Here is an 18,907-nt window from a genome sequence, read left to right as displayed (position 1 = left end):
GAATAATGCCCGTATGTGAGCTTATTAAGAAAATTAATCTTAAGCTTAGAGGGCACTACCAGTATTATGGTGTAACTGATAATACAAGAAGTGTGAAAAGTTATCAAAATACAGTTAAATATCTGCTCTTTAAATGGCTAAATAGAAGAAGTCAAAAGAGGAGTTATACTCTAGAATCATTTTATAATGGTCTACTTAAAACTTTTCCACTATTAGAACCGACAATAAGCGTTAGCTTATTCTATATATGATTTGAAATATGATGTGAAAAGCCGTATGCCTTAATAGGGCACGTACGGTTTTGTAGAGGAGCTTGGGCGGTGACGCTCTTGTTTACTCAAGAATAAGGAGGAAGTTTTTGTGAAAGAGCAGATTATAAACTTATTGAAAGAGAATGAAAATAGTTTTGTATCAGGAGAAAAAATAAGTGAAGCCTTAGGAGTTACAAGGGCAGCTATTTGGAAATATATAAAGCGATTAAAGGAAGAGGGCTATAATATTGAATCTGTATCTAGAAAGGGATATAAGCTAACAAATTCTCCAGATAGATTGACTTTTCAAGAAATAGCACCGAATTTAAAAACAAAATTTATGGGTAGAAAAATTATATATTTAGAATCTATAGACTCTACTAATGATGAAGCTAAAAAATTAGCTGCTAAAGGAGAAAAGGAAGGTACTGTAGTTATTAGTGAAGAGCAAACTATGGGTAGAGGACGACTTGGACGAAACTGGGTTTCACCAAAATATAAGGGCATATGGATGTCTATAATACTAAGACCAGAAGTGGATCCAATACATATGGCAAAAGTAACTCAAATAGGTGCTGCAGCTGTTTGCAGAGCTGCTTTACAAATGGGCATTAAAACTCTTATTAAGTGGCCTAATGATATAGTTCTAAATGGGAAAAAGCTCTGTGGAATATTAACGGAGATGAGTGCAGAATTAAATAGAGTTAATTATGCAGTAATAGGAATAGGTATAAATGCTAATACAGAGGAAGAAGATTTCCAAGAGGACATTAGAAATGTTGCTACCTCAATTAAAATTGAGCAAGGACATGATATAAAAAGAAAAGAACTTGTAGCAAATATATTAAATAATTTTGAAGAGTTATACGAAGAGTTTTTAGATAATGGCAATATTGAAAGTTCAATAAAGGTATGCAAAGAAAACTCCGCTTTAATAGGTAATCAAATTAAAATAATTGAAAAGGGAAGTAGTGTAAAAGCAAAGGCCTTAGATTTGACTAATGAAGGAAAACTAGTAGTTCAATTTGAAAACGGTAAGGTAGAAGAAATAATCTCTGGAGAGGTTTCTGTTAGAGGAATTTTTGGGTATATATAAGGAGCATAAAGATATATGCTCCTTATATGTTACTCTAGCAAAATAGAACTAATTTGCTGAATTAGTAAGTTTTCAGTATTTGATTTTTTAAAATAGGTACAACCCTTACTCCTATAATAGAAGTAACGATACATTTCACTAAATCTCCAGGAATAAATAAGATAAAACCACTTTTTAATGCTGCCATAAAGGTTATAGAAGAATGTGATATATATTTAAGTATAATATATAAATATGGTACTCCAATAGAATACATAGCTAAAAGCCCTAATAAGCAAGCAAGCATTAGATTTTGAAAGTTAGAACTTTTATAAGTTTCTACAACTTTACCAATTATATAAGCGGATATTATAAAACCAATTAAATATCCAAAAGTAGGTTCAAATATATATGAAGGTCCTGAAGGTTTTGTAAACACAGGAGCGCCTACAAGTCCAAGAGCAACATATATAATTTGAGAAGCTGCACCAAGCTTTGAACCTAAAAGTATTCCTGCTAGAGCTGTGAAGAAAAATTGCAGGGTAATAGGAGCCGGAGTAAATGGAATTTTTATAAAGGCACCAATGGCAGTTAATGCAGTAAATAAAGAAACTAAAATCATATCTTTTGTTGTTATTTTCATAAGTAAATCACCTCGAATATTATTGTAAACCAGTACTCTAAAAATAGTTTACAATAATGATGCTACTATTGTCAATACTTAAATAAAAGAATATGTTTTAGATTGTTGTTGATAATATATTAAATTATTAATGGAAGCCAGGTAGCTAGCTTCCATTATCATAAATTCCATAAATAGATTATTTATTTTTTATTATAAATCCTAAAAGTATAGAATTTAATACATTAGGTTTTTCAAAAATAGTAACATGACCGGAACTTGGGATAATAGCAAATTCAGAATTAGAAATATTATCAGCCATTATCTTTGAGAATTTTCTAGGTTTCAAAATATCCTCTTCTCCGCAAACAATGAGAGCAGGGCATTTTATTTTGTTTAGCTCATTAGTCATATAAACATCATCTCTAAAAGTTTCATAAAGAATTACTTGTCCTTCAAAATAGTCTTTAGATACTGATTTTAAAGCAGTGGCTCTTTCTTTTAGCATAGCCAAGTTTTCTTTTATAAAGTCATTCCCGTAAATTGAAGGCATCATGCCAAAAAAGAACTTTTCACCATCCTTACTCTCTGCAAGGGCTTTCCAACCTTCAACAAAATATTTTAAAACCTCATCTAATTCACTTACAGAATCTATTACTGAAATGCTCTTTACATATTCAGGATAATCCATGGCAAATCTCATAGCAACTTCTCCGCCATAAGAAGTACCTACAATATGTACCTTTTTAATGCCTAAGCTATCCATTAGCTCTTTTGCTTCCTTAGCATGTTCTTTGAAACTGTAAGGACCTTTTGGTTTTTCGGACATAAGCTGACCTTTAAAGTCATGCAGTAATATCTTAAAGCCCAATTTTTCGAATACTGGTACTTGAAAAGCCCAGCTACTTGTAGAAGCCATAACGCCGTTAAAAAAAGCCACGGTTTCATCTGCTTCTAGATTCCCCTTAAGTTCATAAAATAAATTTACCCCGTTGATAGATTGATAAGGCATAACATAAACCTCCCATAAAATTAAAATGAAATTTATCTAACTTGACCTTCTCCATATATTATATATTTCGAAGAAGTAAGTTCTTTTAAGCCCATTGGCCCTCTTGCGTGCAATTTTTGTGTACTTATACCTATTTCTGCACCAAAGCCAAATTCTGATCCATCAGTAAAGCGAGTTGAAGCATTTACATATACAGCGGCAGCATCCACTTCATTTAAGAATCTTTGAGAATTGGCATAATTATTTGTAAGTATTGATTCAGAGTGCTTAGAGCTGTATCTATATATATGCTCTATAGCATCATCTAGAGAATCTACTACTTTAACTGCTAGGATTAAGTCTAGGAACTCTGTTTCATAATCTTCCTCAGTAGCAGCTTTGCAGGTTATTATGCTTTGAGTAACTTGGCAGCCTCTTAACTCTACACCAAGTGATCCTAGAACCTTTGCAACTTCAGGAAGGAATTTTTCAGCTACATCCTTATGAACTAATAAGGTTTCTATTGTGTTACAAACAGCAGGTCTTTGAGTTTTAGCATTTACAGTAATATCTATAGCTCTTGCTAAATCTGCAGAGTCATCAACATATAAGTGGCAGTTTCCAACTCCTGTTTCAATTACAGGTACAGTTGAATTTTGCACAACAGTGTTAATAAGGCCTGCTCCACCTCTTGGAATAATTACATCAATATATTTATTAAGCTTTAACATTACATTTACAGCATCTCTATCTGTATTTTCTATAAGACTAACTGCACCCTGTGGTAGACCGGCTTTTTCTCCAGCTTCTGAAATTATTCTTGCAACTGTTTTATTTGAGTTTATAGCTTCAGAGCCACCTCTTAGAATAACTGCATTTCCTGATTTAATGCAAAGAGCAGCAGCATCTACAGTTACATTAGGTCTAGCTTCATATATTATTCCTATAACACCTAAAGGAACTCTAACTTGAGCTATTTTTAAATTGTTAGGTCTTTTCCACATTCTAAGAGCTTCTCCAATTGGATCATCCAAAGAAGCTACGTCTCTTAGACCTTGAGCCATGGCTTCAATTCTTTTTTTATCTAGCATAAGTCTATCTAGTAGAGAATCGGATAAGCCTTTTTCTTTTCCAAAGGACATATCAACACCATTAGCTTCAATAATAGTGTCCATATTACTTATTAATGCATCAGCCATTGCCAGTAGTGCATTATTTTTAGTGTCAGTATTTAATATAGCCATTTTTCTAGCTGCAGTTTTTGCAAGACTTGCTTTTTCGATAACATATTCCTTTATATCCATAATATGAAATTTCCTCCTAATTTAATATTACCATATTATTTGTGTGTATTACCACATCATAATTTTTATAGCCCAGCTTTTTTTCTATGTCACAAGAATTCAAACCTTTTATAGCATCTATTTCAGAAGAATTATAATTTGTTATACCGTGAGCAATTTCTTCTTCCTTGGAATTTAAAATAGATACTACCGAGCCTTCAGAAAAAGTACCTTGAACAGAAAGTATTCCTTTTGGCAGAAGACTCTTATGAGATTTTAATAATGCTTTTTCAGCACCATTATCAATAATTATATTTCCATTTGGCTTTGTTCCAAATGCCATCCAGTGTTTTTTAGCCTTTAGGGGCCTGTTTTGTGCTTCAAAGAATGTACCTATCTCTTTACCATCTAGTATTTCTTTAATTACATTAGGAGCATCCCCATTAACTATGATCATTGAGGAAGCTGAAGAAGTTGCTATTTTAGCCGCATGAATTTTAGTTATCATTCCACCAGTTCCAAGGGAACTGCCAGCATCACCAGCTGAGGCGATTATTTCCTCGGTAATTTCTTTTACATGACTAATAAATTTTGCCTCTGGATTTAATTTTGGATTAGAATCATATAGTCCATCTATATCAGTAAGTAATATTAGTAAATCTGCATTTACAAGACTAGCAACCATAGCAGATAAAGTATCATTATCTCCGAATTTTATTTCATCTACCACAATAGCATCATTCTCGTTTACTATAGGTATAACCCCTTGTTCAAGTAGAGCATAAAAGGTATTAGTTGCATTTAAATATCTCATTCTATGAGATATATCTTCTCTAGTGAGAAGTATTTGGGCAACGATTTTTCCATATTCAGAAAAAAGTTTTTCATACATATGAAGTAAAATTCCTTGACCAACAGCAGCACAAGCTTGCTTTTCGGGAATGGTTTTGGGTTTTTCTTTAAGCCCAAGCTTACCTACACCAGTTGCTATAGCCCCAGATGATACTAGTATGACCTCAATTCCACGATTATGAGCATCTGAAAACTGCCTTACTAAATTTTCAATTCTGCTTAAGTTAAGCAGCCCGGTTGAATGTGTTAAAGTAGAAGAACCAACCTTAACTACAATCCTTTTTACGTTTTTTAAGTATTCAAGTCTAGAATTATTCATGTTTTTATCAACTGTTAAACAGTTTTGCCCCCTTTTTCTATTAAATTAGACAATAAATTAATTATTTTTAGGGTAAAAGGTGTATAATAAGTATATTGTTAATTTAACAAATTATATCACAAAAGTAATATTGAATTCAATTTAATAGGGGGCTATATGATATGAAAATAGGATTTATCGGCTGTGGAAACATGGCAAGTGCAATGATCAAGGGGATAGTGAAATCTAATTTAATTGAAGGAAAAAACATAATTGCTGGCGATCCAGATAAAGCTAAGCTAGAAAAGATTAAAGAGGAAACTAATATATTAATAGGAAAGAATAATATTGATGTAGTAAAGAATTCAGATATACTTTTCTTATCTGTAAAGCCAAATAAATATAAAGATGTAATAAGTGAAATAAAAGAAAGCATAAATGAAAATACTATAATTGTAACTATAGCTGCAGGTATAACCATAGAGAATTCTGAAAGCTTTTTAGGAAGTAAGGAAAGAAAGATAGTAAGAGTAATGCCTAATACTCCAGCTTTGGTAGGAGAAGGTATGAGTGCTTTATGTCCTAACAAAAATGTAACAAATGAAGAATTAGAAGAAATAAAAAAGATATTTAAGTGCTTCAGTAAGGTTGAAGTAATTGAAGAAGTACACATGGACACTGTTACTGCACTTACAGGCTCTTCTCCAGCATATGTTTTTATGTTCATTGAAGCTTTAGCAGATGGAGCTGTTTTAAAGGGGCTTCCAAGAGATAAAGCATACAAAATGGCAGCTCAGGCAGTTTACGGTTCAGCAAAAATGGTATTAGAGACAGGTAAACATCCTGGAAGCTTAAAGGATGATGTTTGTTCACCTGGAGGTACTACTATTGAAGCTGTATTTGTTCTTGAAAAAGGCGGAATGAGAGCAGCAGTTATAGAGGCTATGGAAAAATGTGTAGATAAAGCAAAAAACATGAACAAATAAAAATGGAAATTGTATAATTTGATACGATACGAATGTTTAACAGAAACATCATTTAATAATTCGTATTCAATATTGACTAAATAATAGAGCTTTGATACTATGTATAGGGAGGGGATGAATATTGAAAAATATTTATGATGTCATAATAATTGGAGCAGGCCCAGCAGGTATTTTTACTGCTCTAGAAGTTACAAAGTTGAATCCAGAATTAGATGTTTTGATAATAGATAAAGGAAGAAGTATTGAAAAAAGAAAGTGCCCAGCAAGAGATACAGGAAAATGTGTAAACTGTAATCCATGCGGAATTACCTTTGGATGGTCAGGAGCTGGAGCTTTTTCAGATGGGAAGCTTTCTCTTAGCCCAGAGGTAGGTGGAAGAATTTTAGAATATTATTCTGAAGAAGAATCTCAGGAGTTAATCAATTACTGTGACAAGATATACTTAAGCTTTGGAGCAAATGAAACAGTACATGGATTAAATAATGAAAGAGTAGAAGAAATTAAATACGAAGCAAGTAAGCATAATATTAGATTAGTAGAATGCCCAGTTAGACATCTTGGAACTGAGCTAGCTTATGATGTTCTAAAAGGCATGTACCTCCATTTAATAAATAATACAAAAACAGATTTTTGTGAGTTAAGTGAAGCAAAAGAGTTAATTGTTGAAGATAAAAAAGCTGTTGGAATAGTTTTTAAGAATAAACAAGGTGAATTAGAAGTTAGGGGAAAATATGTTGTAGTAGCTCCAGGACGTGGAGGAGCAGAATGGCTTTCTAAAGAGGCAAAAAAACACAACATAAGCACTAAAAATAACGCTGTAGATATTGGTGTTAGAGTAGAAGTTCCTAATTCTATTATGGATCACTTAACTAAAGACTTATATGAAGCAAAGCTTGTTTATTACTCTGATACTTTTGATAATAAAGTAAGAACCTTCTGCATGAATCCAGGTGGAGTAGTGTCAGAAGAGCATTATGATGATGAAATTGCTGTAGTAAATGGGCATAGCTATTCACAGGCAGAATTAAGAACTGAGAATACTAATTTTGCAATGCTTGTTTCTACAAGTTTTACAGAGCCTTTTAATCAACCAATAGATTATGGTAAGTATATTGCACAGCTTGGAAATATGTTAACAGGTGGACCAATAATGGTTCAAAGATTAGGAGACTTATTAAATGGAAGAAGAACTGATGAGGCTAGGTTAAAGAAATCTACTACAAGACCTACATTAAAATCAGCAGTTCCAGGAGATTTAAGCTTCGTGCTTCCTCAAAGACATTTAACTTCAATTATTGAATCTTTAAAAGCTTTCGATAAGATTGCTCCAGGACTTTATAGCAAAAACACATTATTATATGGAGTTGAAGTAAAGTTCTATTCAAGTAAATTTGAAACAAACAATAAGTTTGAAACTGAAATTGAAAATCTATACACTATTGGTGACGGAGCAGGAATGACTAGAGGACTTATGCAAGCTTCAGTTACTGGTGTAATAGTTGCAAGGGACATAGTAGATAAATCTTCAAAATAAATTTTGTAAAGTAATATTTTATAATGAAAGAGAGGAAATTTCATGGCAGCATTTATAGTGCTAGGTGCCCAGTGGGGCGATGAAGGAAAGGGAAAAATGACAGATTACCTTGCTGAAAAAGCTGAGGTGGTTGTCAGATTCCAAGGAGGAAATAATGCTGGACATACTGTAATAGTTGGAGACAAGGAATATAAGTTGCATTTAATACCTTCAGGCATATTATACGATGATAAGTTAAATGTAATAGGTAATGGAGTTGTAATTGATCCAAAAGCTCTATTTGATGAAATTAATTACTTGGAAGAATTAGGGGTTAAAGTAATTCCAAATAAGCTTATAATAAGCGATAGAGCGCAAGTAATAATGCCTTACCATAGAATACTTGATGGCTTAAAGGAAAAAGCAAGAGGCAAGGATGATATTGGAACTACAGGAAAAGGAATAGGACCATGTTATACAGATAAGGTTGAAAGAAGCGGAATCAGAATATGCGACTTAATTAATAAAGAGGTTTTAGAAAGAAAACTAAAGCAAAACATTGAAGACAAAAATGCTATAATCAGTCTTTATGGAGGGGAAACGCTGGATTTTACTGCAGTATATAGCGAATATTTAGCTTACGCAGAGAGAATAAAACCTTTTGTTACAGACATATCTGTAAGAATTTATAAGGAAATAAAGGATAACAAAAACGTATTATTTGAAGGGGCACAAGGATCATTACTTGATATAGATTATGGTACATATCCATACGTAACTTCTTCAAATACAATTGCTGGAGGAGTTTGTACAGGAGCTGGTATAGGGCCTACTGTAATAACTGGAGCAGTCGGTATCGCTAAGGCTTATACTACAAGAGTAGGAAAAGGACCATTCCCAACTGAATTAGAAGATGAAATGGGAGAATACTTAAGAGAAAAAGGCCATGAATACGGAGTGACAACAGGAAGAGCTAGAAGATGTGGATGGCTTGATCTTGTAATATTAAAGAGCACAGCTAGAATTTCAGGTCTTACAAGCTTTGTTGTTACTAAAATAGATACTCTTGCTGGAATAGAAAAAATTAAAGTTTGTACAGGATATAAATTTGAAGGTAAGGTTATAGATTATTTCCCAGCTTCACTAGAAGACTTAGCTAAATGTGAGCCAATATACGAAGAACTTGATGGTTGGGATGATAGTATACAAAATGCTAGAAGCTACGAGGAGTTACCTGAGAACGCTAAAAAGTATTTAAAGAGAATAGAAGAATTCACAGGAACAAAAGTATCTATAGTATCAGTTGGACCTAAGAGAAATCAAACAATAGAGGTTGGCGATTTGTAATTTAAATAATAAATGATATATTAAAGTTCATAGTAATAGGTGGAACAGATTACTGTGAACTTTTTCTTTAGTCAGTTAAACAAAATCTACATTTTGGGAGATGTGCCTGGTACCTTAGTGGAGTGCTGGAGAGTATCCGTTTTCTTATTATTTTTCATAAAGTCATGACACTTATTGTCTATATATATTTTCAGATATTTAAAAACATGAAGGAGGGAAGTAAATATTTAGGCAAGTCCCTCCCAGGAATTATTAAGAATTATAAAGAAGATAAGCAAAAGTCCGTTATAATATACTCTGGTAAATATTTTGGTGTATTTTTCTTAATTGAGTTTATTTAGTTGTATGCTGGCTGCTCAACATAAGCTAGGAAACTTCTTGATCCAAACTTGGCTTTAGTATAGCATGGTTGGAGGACTGCACTCAAATTACGAATTGAAGTACTCTATGTAAAAAACTTTAAAACTTGTAGTAATACTGGTCAGCTGTATTTGAGTATGCTCAAATATTTTATAATAGGCAAAGAATACATGATTCTATTGGTTACCTAATCCATGAAGAATTTTATAGTAAGTTAGCTAAAAAGTAAGTATATTAAAAAATAACAAGCTATTATAAGAAAGAATCAAATATAACGAGTTTTAGTATGTCTATTATATTGAGGAAATAGCACTAATGGGATTAGGACTTATTTGAGTTACTTTTAGTAGTCTTTAATGCTTTTATAGATATATGCAAACCTAGTGTACCTCCAATTAAAAATAAAATACCAGATATACAATAAAGTACATTAGTATTGTCAATAAAATAGGAAAGCAAGAAAAAGAAGCCAGCTAATATAGAGAATATATTAGATGCTATAAACCACTTATGTTTCATGATATTGTACCTCCTTAAAGTTGTATTTTAAATCTAGCTCATCTCGTAATTTACAATAAGTTAGATTTTATGTATTCTAATAATACTATTTATACCATATAATAAAGTTGATTCACAACGCAGTTTATAATGTTACGTAATTGTAAACTACGTTGTGAATAGGTAATAAATAAGTATTGTACTATTTCTGGGTTAGTCTAGTTTTTAGGCATCTTAAACGAAGAAACTACTAGAATGACTCCAGCAAGCATAATTAATAATGAGGAAAGGTGGTAACTGGTAGAAATGTTTCTTAGCTCGCTATTAATTATTTTTATGACACCAATAAATATGAACCAGATACCTATTATTAAAACACCTAAACTTAATTTTTTATTCATAATTAAATACTAACTAAATGTTATTATACGTAATCATTGCTCCAGCAATAACTCCTATAACACCACCAGCAATAGCACCAATAGGTCCTAAAGTAGCACCAGCAGCAGCACCTTGTAGAGCATAAGCTCCACCAACTATAGCACATGCACCAGCTGCAGAAGTGCAGATTCCTGCGATAGCTCCAAAGACAGTTCCTCCATTAGTGAACTGTAGCTCATAGTCATTCAAACATTCAAAATCATTAGAATAAGTTAATAAAGTAGCACTCATAATTAAATCCTCCTCATTACCATTTTAAAGCTTCATCAATAATTGTAGCCCCACCTGCTGCAGCACCAAAAGCAGCACCTAATCCAGCAGATGCAAGACCGCCACCTGCAAATACTGCAGCGCCTATTACTGGTGCAAATGCAAATGCCACAGCACCAACAGTTATAGCAGCAACTTGCCACCCGTTTACTCCACCATTGATTTCGTTTAGTTCAGTGAAACTTAACGAATCAAAACGAGAATCTAAAATTAATTCCATAATTTAAACCTCCTAAAATTGAATTATATAATTTTATAATAAACTTCCTCGGGCCCTAAAGAAGTTATTACCTAAAGTTTGTTTGGATTCAATCCAATGTAAATATCAATTACAGCTTCATCCATCTTTGACGAATCTACAATATCTTTTAGTGTAACATTATAAGCAGCTGTTATAGGTTGTACACATTTTTCTTGTATATACTCATTTAACTCATTATAAGTATTTTGCAACAGTACAGGATTGCCAATATGTGTTATTTTTAATGCATTTGTTAAGAAAAATTCTTTTTTTAGTTTATAAGTATTAATTGCTTCAATTTCTTTATTTAAAGGTATAAGTATTTCTATGTCCAGAATTTGTTCAAAGCCTCTTTGTTCAATTCCAAAAGTAGCTGTTAGCACAGGACCATTTTTTTCAGAACCTTGTTCTTTTATGTACTCTCCAAGCTTTTTCATTTCTAAAACCATTTCTTGTTGGGTCATTTTTTTTCTTAGGGATATTAAATTACTTAATTTTAACTCTTGTTTTTCTAAAATCATTCAAAACACCTGCCTTTATGTGTATAATTTTACAATTGCATATAAATGTTAACAAAATTTTCATATGTAATATAATAACATCTTTATTTTTTTTTTGTAAATAGTGTAAAATAAATTTATGTAAAAATTTTAAAAAATTTAAATTAATATACACATACTTAGGAGGAAAACATGAAAAATCCATTTAAAAAGTATACATGTATAAAGCAACATGATCTCAAAGATTGTGGAGCAGCATGCTTGGCAACTATATCTAAGCAATATGGATTAAGTATACCAATATCTAAGATAAGAGAAGTTGCAGGTACAGATAAACTTGGTACAAGTGCCTATGGAGTTATTAAAGCAGCTGAGAGCTTAGGCTTTACTGCAAAGGGAGTGAAGGCTTCAAAGCCAGATGATATATTTTCACAGTTTCCACTTCCTGCTATAGCTCATGTTGTAATGGAAGGAAACTTGTTACATTATGTGGTTATACATAGAATCAATAAAGAGGAATTACTTATTGCAGATCCAGGGAAGGGAATAGTTAAATATAAGCCAGAAGATTTCTTTAAAATATGGACTGGGGTTTTAATACTTTTAGTACCTTCTGCTAAGTTTAAAAAAGGAGATGAGACAAAAGGCTTATTTTCTAGATTTTTAGGATTGCTAAAGCCTCAAAAAGGCTTACTTATAAATATATTTTTTACCTCTTTAATTTTTACTTTGCTTGGTATTTTAGGATCCTTTTATTTTAAAGTACTGGTAGATGATATCTTGCAATATAGCTTAAAAAAAACACTACATATTCTTTCAATTGGTGTTATTGCATTAAATATATTTAAAATACTATTAAATGCCTTTAGGACTCAACTTCTTATGTACTTAGCTCAGAAGATAGATATCCCATTGATGCTCGGATATTATGAACATGTTATCGGATTACCTATGAACTTTTTTGGTACTAGAAAGGTTGGAGAAATAGTATCTAGATTTAATGATGCTACAAAAATAAGAGAAGCAATTTCAGGAGCCACTTTAAGTATCATGATAGACACTTTAATGGCAATAGCAGGAGCAGTAATTTTATATACACAAAATCATTTATTATTTGGAATTACTTTAATTCCAGTGGTATTATATGCAATTATAGTTTTTTCTTTTAATAAAGCAATCAAAGATGTAAATAGAGAGACTATGGAAGATAATTCAAAAATTACTTCTTACTTAGTGGAATCTTTAAATGGGATAGAGACAATTAAAGCTTTCAATGCTGAAAGAGAAGTAAATTTTGAAACAGAAAAAAGATTTATTAAACTTATAAAAAGTGTTTTTAAAAACGGCCTTATAAACAATGTACAAGCTTCCATAAAGGGGACAGTAAAATCAATATTCGGAATAGCAATACTTTGGATAGGAGCTTATGAATGCATGGAAGGAAGGCTATCTGTAGGTGAATTATTAGCCTTTAACTCTTTATTAGCATATTTTTTAGATCCAATTGAAAACTTAATAAATCTTCAAACTCAACTGCAAACGGCAATAGTTGCAGCTGACAGACTAGGAGAAATTTTAGATTTAGGCCTTGAAAAAGCACCAAATGAGGACAAGAAGATAAAGCCTTCTTCATTAGTTGGACAAATAGAATTTAAAAATGTAGATTTTAGATATGGAACTAGACAGCTTATATTAGAGAATATTAGTCTTTCAATAGCGCCCGGAGAAAAACTAGCCCTTGTAGGGGAAAGTGGCTCAGGTAAAACAACCTTATCCAAGCTACTAATGAACTATTATCAGTGTGAAAAGGGTGAAGTTTTAATCAACGGATACAATGTTAAGGATATAAACATAGAAATTCTAAGAGATAAAATTGCATGTATATCTCAAGATATATTTCTATTTAGTGGTACTATAACTGAAAATCTTTCGCTAGGGAATCCCTCTTTAGAGTTAGAAGCAATAATCGAAGCCTGTAAAAAAGCTAAAATTCATGACTTTATAAATTCTCTTCCTCTAAGGTATGATACATTAGTTGAGGAAAATGGTTCTAATTTTTCAGGTGGTCAGAAACAAAGGCTAGCCATTGCTAGAGCTATATTAAGAACTCCTGAAATACTTATTATGGATGAAGCTACAAGCAGCTTAGATTCTATAACAGAGAAAGCAATAGAAAAAACCATGTATGATTTAAGTAAAAATATTACTACTATAATTATTGCTCATAGACTTAGTACCATAATGAGATGTGATAAAATATGTGTCTTGGAAAAAGGGAAAATAGTAGAATATGGTACACATAACTCTTTGATGAAAGAGCAAGGCAGGTACTTTCAATTGTGGAGAGATCAACTTCCAGATAACTATGAAGCAGTAAGTGCAAAAGAGGTGATTTTAGCATGAGAGAGATAGTACAAAATTTAGGGGATATTACTGATAGTAGAGAAATTCTTGAAGCAAGACCTTATAGATTCACAAGTATTTTTGCTTATATATTAATTGCAATTCTATCCATTGCTATAATTTGGTCATACTTTGGCAAAATTGATATAGTGGTAAAATCTAAAGGAAGTGTACGACCTAATGAAAAGATTAGTTCAATTGTCAATAAAGTGGGAGGAAATGTTTCTGCAAGTTATCTTGAAGAAGGAAAAAAGGTATCTAAGGGGGATATTCTTTATACTATTGACTATGGTAATCTAAATGTTGAAAAAAATACACTAGATACTGAATTTTCAAAATTAAATACAGAATTAAAAAACTTAGAAAAATTTAAACAAAGTATTTTTGATAAAAAAAATCTATTTAATTTAGAGTTACAGGAAGAAAAAGAATTTTACTATAAATATAAAAAGTTTGAAATAGATTCTAAAAAAATTAGCTTAGAATCTATGCAAACTGAATTACAACTAAAACAAAGCAAAAATGAAAAATCCTTAAATGCAAAAAACTTAGAAAGTCAAATAAATAAAGCTGAGGAAAGTATTAATAAGCTTACAAAACTTAAGGAAGCAATAAATAAAAATGTAAATACATTTTTGGGACAAGATAGTTTATTTTCTAATCGTTACGATGATTATAAGATATCCATTCAAAAGATTCAGAATGATATTGAGCAGAGAAAAATAGCTTTAGAAAATGTTAAGGAAAAAGAAAAGCAAAGTGCTGTGGATGTTCAAAATGAACTTGATGATGCTAATGTTTCCTTAATGCTATCAAAGCTTGAACTAGAAAAATATAAAAATCAATACATGATAAATATTCAAAATACTATAAACGAAAACTCAGCGAATCTTGCAGAATTAAGCATAAACTCTGGTGAGGTTTCAAGAAAAATAAGTACTGCAAATGATAATATTGCAAATTTTAATCTTTTAATTAGATCTGTTAAAGAGAATAATAATCTCTTTTCAACGCAAAATGACAAATATTACAATCAGTATGTTAGTTATTCATACAATTTAGATAAACTAAAAAAGGTTGAAGAGCAAGCTAAGAGAGAATTTGATAATGCAACATCAAGCTATAGCTCAACAAATGCTACTAGTAAAGATAATGCAGTACAATCAGCGCTATTACAATTAGAACAATATAAAAATCAATATTTAATAAGTGTTGAAAAAAGTATAGAGGAGGCCACAGCCGCTTTAAATGTCTTAAATAATACTGCTGGTGCAAGTGCAAACGATATTCAGAAGGCAGAAGAAAATTTAGACAATTTAAATATTTTGAAGCAATGTGCTATTCAAAATACTAATCTATTTGGAAATAATGATTCAATTTACGCTAAGCAATATTTAGATTACAAATATAATGTGGATATATATCAGAAAAAATTAGATGCTGCAATATTAGATAAGAATTATTCTACTAATTCAGATACAATTGTAGTTGTTAATAATAAGCTATATGCATATCAAAATGCTCAAACGGATGTTTTAAAGTATAAAAACGATTATCTTTTAAATCTATATGAGAGTGTAAAAGATAATGAAGATTTAATTAGACAGCTGCAAGCTACATCTAATTCAAGTAGCAGTAAAATAAACTATGTATCAAATACTATATATAATTTAAGAAACTTAGAGAAATCAATAAATGAAAACACAAACCTTTTTACAGCTCAAAATAGTGAATATTATTATAAATTTATAGATTATCAAAATAATATTAGAAAATTAGACGCTGCAATAAACCAGGGGGAAAGCTTAGTAAAAAAGTTAATAGATAAAAGGAATACAGTAATTACTAATATTCAAAGAGAGATTAAAAGTACTCAACTTCTTTTAGAAATCGCTGAAATTGAGCTGCAGAAGTATACAAATTCTGGAGACTTAAACATTAATAAAGAAATTGACGAAAGCAAAAAAAGTCTAGAGAATCTATATTTTAATTTAGAGAAAAATAAGTATGATCCTGAAATGAACGCTTTAGCACTTGAACTTTCTAATATAACCTTGTCAAAGTATGAAACAGATAACATAGTTCAGCTTGATGAGAATATTAAAGCGAATAAAGAAAAAGTAAGTGAAATAGAAAAAAATCTTAAAGTAGCTAACCTAAATTTAGAAGATTGTGTTGTACGAGCGCCTATTGATGGAACTATCCATATAATTAATGAAATAAATGTAGCAGAGTTGCTGCAACCAGGTACACAAATAGCAACAATTGTTCCAGAAGATAATTCTCAATTTAAGGTTCAGCTATACTTATCAAATAAAGATATTGCAAGTATTAAATTGGGAGATAGCGTAAAATATCACTTTGAAGCACTACCATACAAAGAATATGGTGAACTAAGTGGTGTAATTACAAAAATAGGTACAGACTCTAGAGTAGATCAGCAGTCAGGAATAAGTTATTATTTAGTAGAATCTGAAATTGAAAATAGACCTCTATATAGCTACAAAGGTGAAAAAGGAGAACTAAAGATAGGCATGAATTGTGAAGCACAGGTAATAACTAAGCGTAAAAAAATTCTATATTATTTACTGGAAAAAATAAATTTGAAGGATTAGATAAGAAGTTTCTTGTAAATAATATTATAAACTCTATTATTGAATATTCTTTATTAATTCCGACAATTATGGTATAATATCAACAGATAATAAAGTGAGGTGAAAATTATGAAGATAACTAAGGATATGACTATTGGTGAAATAGTAAGAAATTTTCCAAGTAGCCCAGCTATACTTATGAGCTTTGGAATGGGATGCGTAGGCTGTCCTTCAGCACAAGGCGAAACTTTAGCAGAAGCAGCTATGGTTCACGGAATGGATATTGAAAAGTTATTAGAAGCTTTAAATAAAGACCTATAATCTTGATATTTTAAATATCAAGTTAAAAATAAAACTGCAGTTACATAGAGGCAGTTTTATTTTTTTGTCTTAAATTAGGAATTTTACGACGTAAAATTCCTATAAATTGACAATTGAAAATTGACAATGGACAATGAAGGAAGTAATTAAGCAGAGCTTAATTACCAATTTTAATAATTGCAGCTTTGCTGCAATATAAAATCTAGTTTTGCCTTAGCAAAACATCCTTCATTGTCAATTGTCCATTGTGCATTGTCAATTTTAAAAATGCATCGCATTTTTCTTCTATTCCTAATTAAAGAAAATTATATAAAATATAGGTTTATTTTTATAAATAGTATATAATTATTATGTGGAATAATAAATATTAGTAGGGAAATAAATTTATAGGGGGTTTAGAGGTTCTGTATGATTACAGCTATTGAACAAAACGAAACAATGGATGCATTTAATAAGCTTATTCCACAATTAAAAATTATTTTAGAGGATGATACAATATTTGGAATCAATAATACCGAATATTGTTTAAAGCTTGTTAATGATACTAACATTCCAATGAAGGGAAAAACGGGAGACAAGCTATCTCCAGGCAGTGGGTCTTATAGGGCAATTCATGAAAAGAAGGTTATTAATGCTGTTGTTCCAAAGGAAGTTTATGGAGTTCCAATAAAAACCATAGCTATCCCAATATCAGATGATCAAGGCAAAATAGTAGGTAATATTGCAATTGCTAAAAGTCTAAAGAAACAAGAAGAGATATTTGAATTATCTAAGAACTTGTCTGAGTCTTTAAATCAAATTACTTCTGCAATAAGCAACATATCAGCTGGTATTCAAGAATCGGGAAAATCAAGTGAAAACATTTTAAATAATATGAATCATACCAATGATAGGACTAGAGATACAGATTCTGTTCTGGAGTTTATAAGGAATGTAGCCAATCAAACAAATCTTTTGGGTCTAAATGCTGCTATAGAAGCTTCTAGAGCTGGAGATGCTGGTAGAGGATTTAGTGTAGTTGCTCAAGAGATAAGAAAGTTATCAAGCTCAAGCAGTCAATCTATAAAGAAAATTGAGAACGTAATAAAAGAAATTCAAAAATCTGTAGCTACTGTTACTGGTGATGTAGGCAAAGTTAATGAAAATTTCCAAGAACAGGCTGCTGCTTTAGAGGAAATTACAGCAGCTATAAATGAAATAAATCAAACTGCAAAGGTATTAGAAAACATAGCAGTTAAATTTTAAAGAGGTATTAATAATGGTAAGAAAAATAACAGAAAAAGAATATGAAATACATTATTATGAAGTAGATTATAGAAAAAAAGCCCTTATGACAAGCTTAATAGATTATTTTAATGATATAGCTACCTACCAAAGTGAAACCTTAGGTATTGGAATAGATTATATGATAAAAAATAATATGGCTTGGATTCTTTATAAATGGGACATACATATAGAAAAATATCCTTCATATGGTGAAAAAATAATAGTGAGAACAGAACCCTGTGGAGCCAATAAATTTTACGCCTACAGAAAGTTTGAAATAAGGGACTATGAGGGGAATGTACTAGCGAAGGCTAATTCTATATGGCTTTTGATTGATATTAAGGAGAGAAAACCTATAAGAGTCATCGAAGACTTGTTAGAAGCATATGGAATAAGAGAAAATAATGAAATAATTAAAATTGAAGATATGAAAAAGTTATCCAAAATAGAAAATGTTGTTGAGTTTAAGACAAGATATAGTGACATAGACACAAATGGTCATGTTAATAATGAAAAATATGCAGCATGGCTTATTGAAAGTGTACCATTAGACATAGTGTTAAATTATACTTTAAAGAACATAAAAATTATATATAAAAAGGAAACTAAATATGGAGAAAGTATCAAAATAGAAACTGATTCAGTATTTAGTGATGATAAGGTAGTTTTTCTTCATAAAATCGTTAATCAGGATGAAGTTGGAATTACTTTGGGAGAAACTGTATGGCAAAAAAATAAATGCTGATAGAAAGTAATAAAGAGATTAGCTGATTAAAGCTAATCTCTGATCTATTT

General features: G+C 31.0%; 18 protein-coding genes. 10 read left to right on the top strand and 8 right to left on the bottom strand.

Going from position 1 to position 18,907, the window contains the following annotated elements:
• Window positions 1–251: group II intron maturase-specific domain-containing protein (locus CLHOM_RS12745; RefSeq protein WP_278321738.1), on the top strand; the 251-nt coding region annotated here is incomplete at its 5' end.
• 109 nt (window positions 252–360) lie between these two features.
• On the top strand, window positions 361–1,347 hold the full coding sequence (locus CLHOM_RS12740; protein ID WP_052222076.1) for a biotin--[acetyl-CoA-carboxylase] ligase: 987 nt from the start codon (window positions 361–363) through the stop codon (window positions 1,345–1,347).
• Between the two features lie 61 nt (window positions 1,348–1,408).
• Here CLHOM_RS12740 and CLHOM_RS12735 read toward each other — a convergent pair whose 3' ends face one another.
• From CLHOM_RS12735 to proB, 4 genes are all read right to left on the bottom strand, one after another.
• Window positions 1,409–1,969 (bottom strand): biotin transporter BioY, encoded by a 561-nt coding sequence (locus tag CLHOM_RS12735; protein WP_052222075.1) that lies wholly within the window; start codon window positions 1,967–1,969, stop codon window positions 1,409–1,411.
• A 178-nt stretch (window positions 1,970–2,147) separates the two neighbouring features.
• Complete coding sequence (locus CLHOM_RS12730; protein WP_052222074.1) at window positions 2,148–2,960, bottom strand: alpha/beta fold hydrolase; 813 nt, start codon at window positions 2,958–2,960, stop codon at window positions 2,148–2,150.
• Window positions 2,961–2,992: 32 nt separating this feature from the next.
• Window positions 2,993–4,243, bottom strand: coding sequence for a glutamate-5-semialdehyde dehydrogenase (locus tag CLHOM_RS12725; RefSeq protein ID WP_052222073.1), 1,251 nt, complete (start codon window positions 4,241–4,243; stop codon window positions 2,993–2,995).
• Window positions 4,244–4,259: 16 nt separating this feature from the next.
• The gene (proB, locus tag CLHOM_RS12720; RefSeq protein WP_052222072.1) at window positions 4,260–5,393 is read right to left on the bottom strand and encodes a glutamate 5-kinase; all 1,134 of its coding nucleotides are present in this window, start codon (window positions 5,391–5,393) and stop codon (window positions 4,260–4,262) included.
• Between the two features lie 161 nt (window positions 5,394–5,554).
• On the opposite strand from proB, the gene proC reads away from it, so the two are divergent.
• The 3 genes from proC (at window position 5,555) to CLHOM_RS12705 (ending at window position 9,218) form a co-directional block, all read left to right on the top strand.
• Complete coding sequence (gene proC / locus CLHOM_RS12715) at window positions 5,555–6,358, top strand: pyrroline-5-carboxylate reductase (RefSeq protein ID WP_052222071.1); 804 nt, start codon at window positions 5,555–5,557, stop codon at window positions 6,356–6,358.
• 121 nt (window positions 6,359–6,479) lie between these two features.
• Window positions 6,480–7,892 (top strand): NAD(P)/FAD-dependent oxidoreductase, encoded by a 1,413-nt coding sequence (locus tag CLHOM_RS12710; protein ID WP_052222070.1) that lies wholly within the window; start codon window positions 6,480–6,482, stop codon window positions 7,890–7,892.
• A 42-nt stretch (window positions 7,893–7,934) separates the two neighbouring features.
• Window positions 7,935–9,218 carry an adenylosuccinate synthase gene (locus tag CLHOM_RS12705; protein ID WP_052222069.1) on the top strand — a complete coding sequence of 428 codons (1,284 nt, stop codon included), beginning with the start codon at window positions 7,935–7,937 and terminating at the stop codon, window positions 9,216–9,218.
• 681 nt (window positions 9,219–9,899) lie between these two features.
• On the opposite strand, the gene CLHOM_RS12700 is transcribed toward CLHOM_RS12705, so the two are convergent.
• The 4 genes from CLHOM_RS12700 to CLHOM_RS12685 all read right to left on the bottom strand — a co-directional run bounded on the left by CLHOM_RS12700 (window position 9,900) and on the right by CLHOM_RS12685 (window position 11,549).
• Complete coding sequence (locus CLHOM_RS12700; RefSeq protein WP_052222068.1) at window positions 9,900–10,097, bottom strand: hypothetical protein; 198 nt, start codon at window positions 10,095–10,097, stop codon at window positions 9,900–9,902.
• Window positions 10,098–10,490: 393 nt separating this feature from the next.
• Window positions 10,491–10,748, bottom strand: a complete 258-nt coding sequence (locus CLHOM_RS12695; protein ID WP_052222067.1) for a hypothetical protein — start codon at window positions 10,746–10,748, stop codon at window positions 10,491–10,493.
• Window positions 10,749–10,764: 16 nt separating this feature from the next.
• The gene (locus tag CLHOM_RS12690; protein WP_052222066.1) at window positions 10,765–11,007 is read right to left on the bottom strand and encodes a hypothetical protein; all 243 of its coding nucleotides are present in this window, start codon (window positions 11,005–11,007) and stop codon (window positions 10,765–10,767) included.
• A 71-nt stretch (window positions 11,008–11,078) separates the two neighbouring features.
• Window positions 11,079–11,549, bottom strand: a complete 471-nt coding sequence (locus tag CLHOM_RS12685) for a GyrI-like domain-containing protein (RefSeq protein WP_052222065.1) — start codon at window positions 11,547–11,549, stop codon at window positions 11,079–11,081.
• 171 nt (window positions 11,550–11,720) lie between these two features.
• Between CLHOM_RS12685 and CLHOM_RS12680 the strand changes: the two genes are divergently transcribed.
• From CLHOM_RS12680 to CLHOM_RS12660, 5 genes are all read left to right on the top strand, one after another.
• Window positions 11,721–13,931 carry a peptidase domain-containing ABC transporter gene (locus CLHOM_RS12680; protein WP_052222064.1) on the top strand — a complete coding sequence of 737 codons (2,211 nt, stop codon included), beginning with the start codon at window positions 11,721–11,723 and terminating at the stop codon, window positions 13,929–13,931.
• Window positions 13,928–16,546: a beta-barrel domain-containing protein gene (locus CLHOM_RS12675; protein WP_052222063.1), complete on the top strand. Its 2,619-nt coding sequence runs from the start codon at window positions 13,928–13,930 to the stop codon at window positions 16,544–16,546. The genes CLHOM_RS12680 and CLHOM_RS12675 overlap by 4 nt, the downstream gene beginning before the upstream one ends.
• A gap of 108 nt (window positions 16,547–16,654) precedes the next feature.
• On the top strand, window positions 16,655–16,846 hold the full coding sequence (locus CLHOM_RS12670; protein ID WP_052222062.1) for a DUF1858 domain-containing protein: 192 nt from the start codon (window positions 16,655–16,657) through the stop codon (window positions 16,844–16,846).
• A gap of 408 nt (window positions 16,847–17,254) precedes the next feature.
• The gene (locus CLHOM_RS12665) at window positions 17,255–18,091 is read left to right on the top strand and encodes a methyl-accepting chemotaxis protein (protein WP_052222061.1); all 837 of its coding nucleotides are present in this window, start codon (window positions 17,255–17,257) and stop codon (window positions 18,089–18,091) included.
• A gap of 13 nt (window positions 18,092–18,104) precedes the next feature.
• On the top strand, window positions 18,105–18,857 hold the full coding sequence (locus CLHOM_RS12660) for an acyl-[acyl-carrier-protein] thioesterase (RefSeq protein WP_052222060.1): 753 nt from the start codon (window positions 18,105–18,107) through the stop codon (window positions 18,855–18,857).
• Window positions 18,858–18,907 lie beyond the last annotated feature (50 nt).

Origin of the sequence: Clostridium homopropionicum DSM 5847, assembly GCF_001263795.1 — a bacterium.
In the GTDB taxonomy this organism is placed as follows: domain Bacteria; phylum Bacillota; class Clostridia; order Clostridiales; family Clostridiaceae; genus Clostridium_H; species Clostridium_H homopropionicum.
Note: the sequence above shows the minus strand (reverse complement) of the source record. Positions and strands in the feature narration are given on the sequence as shown.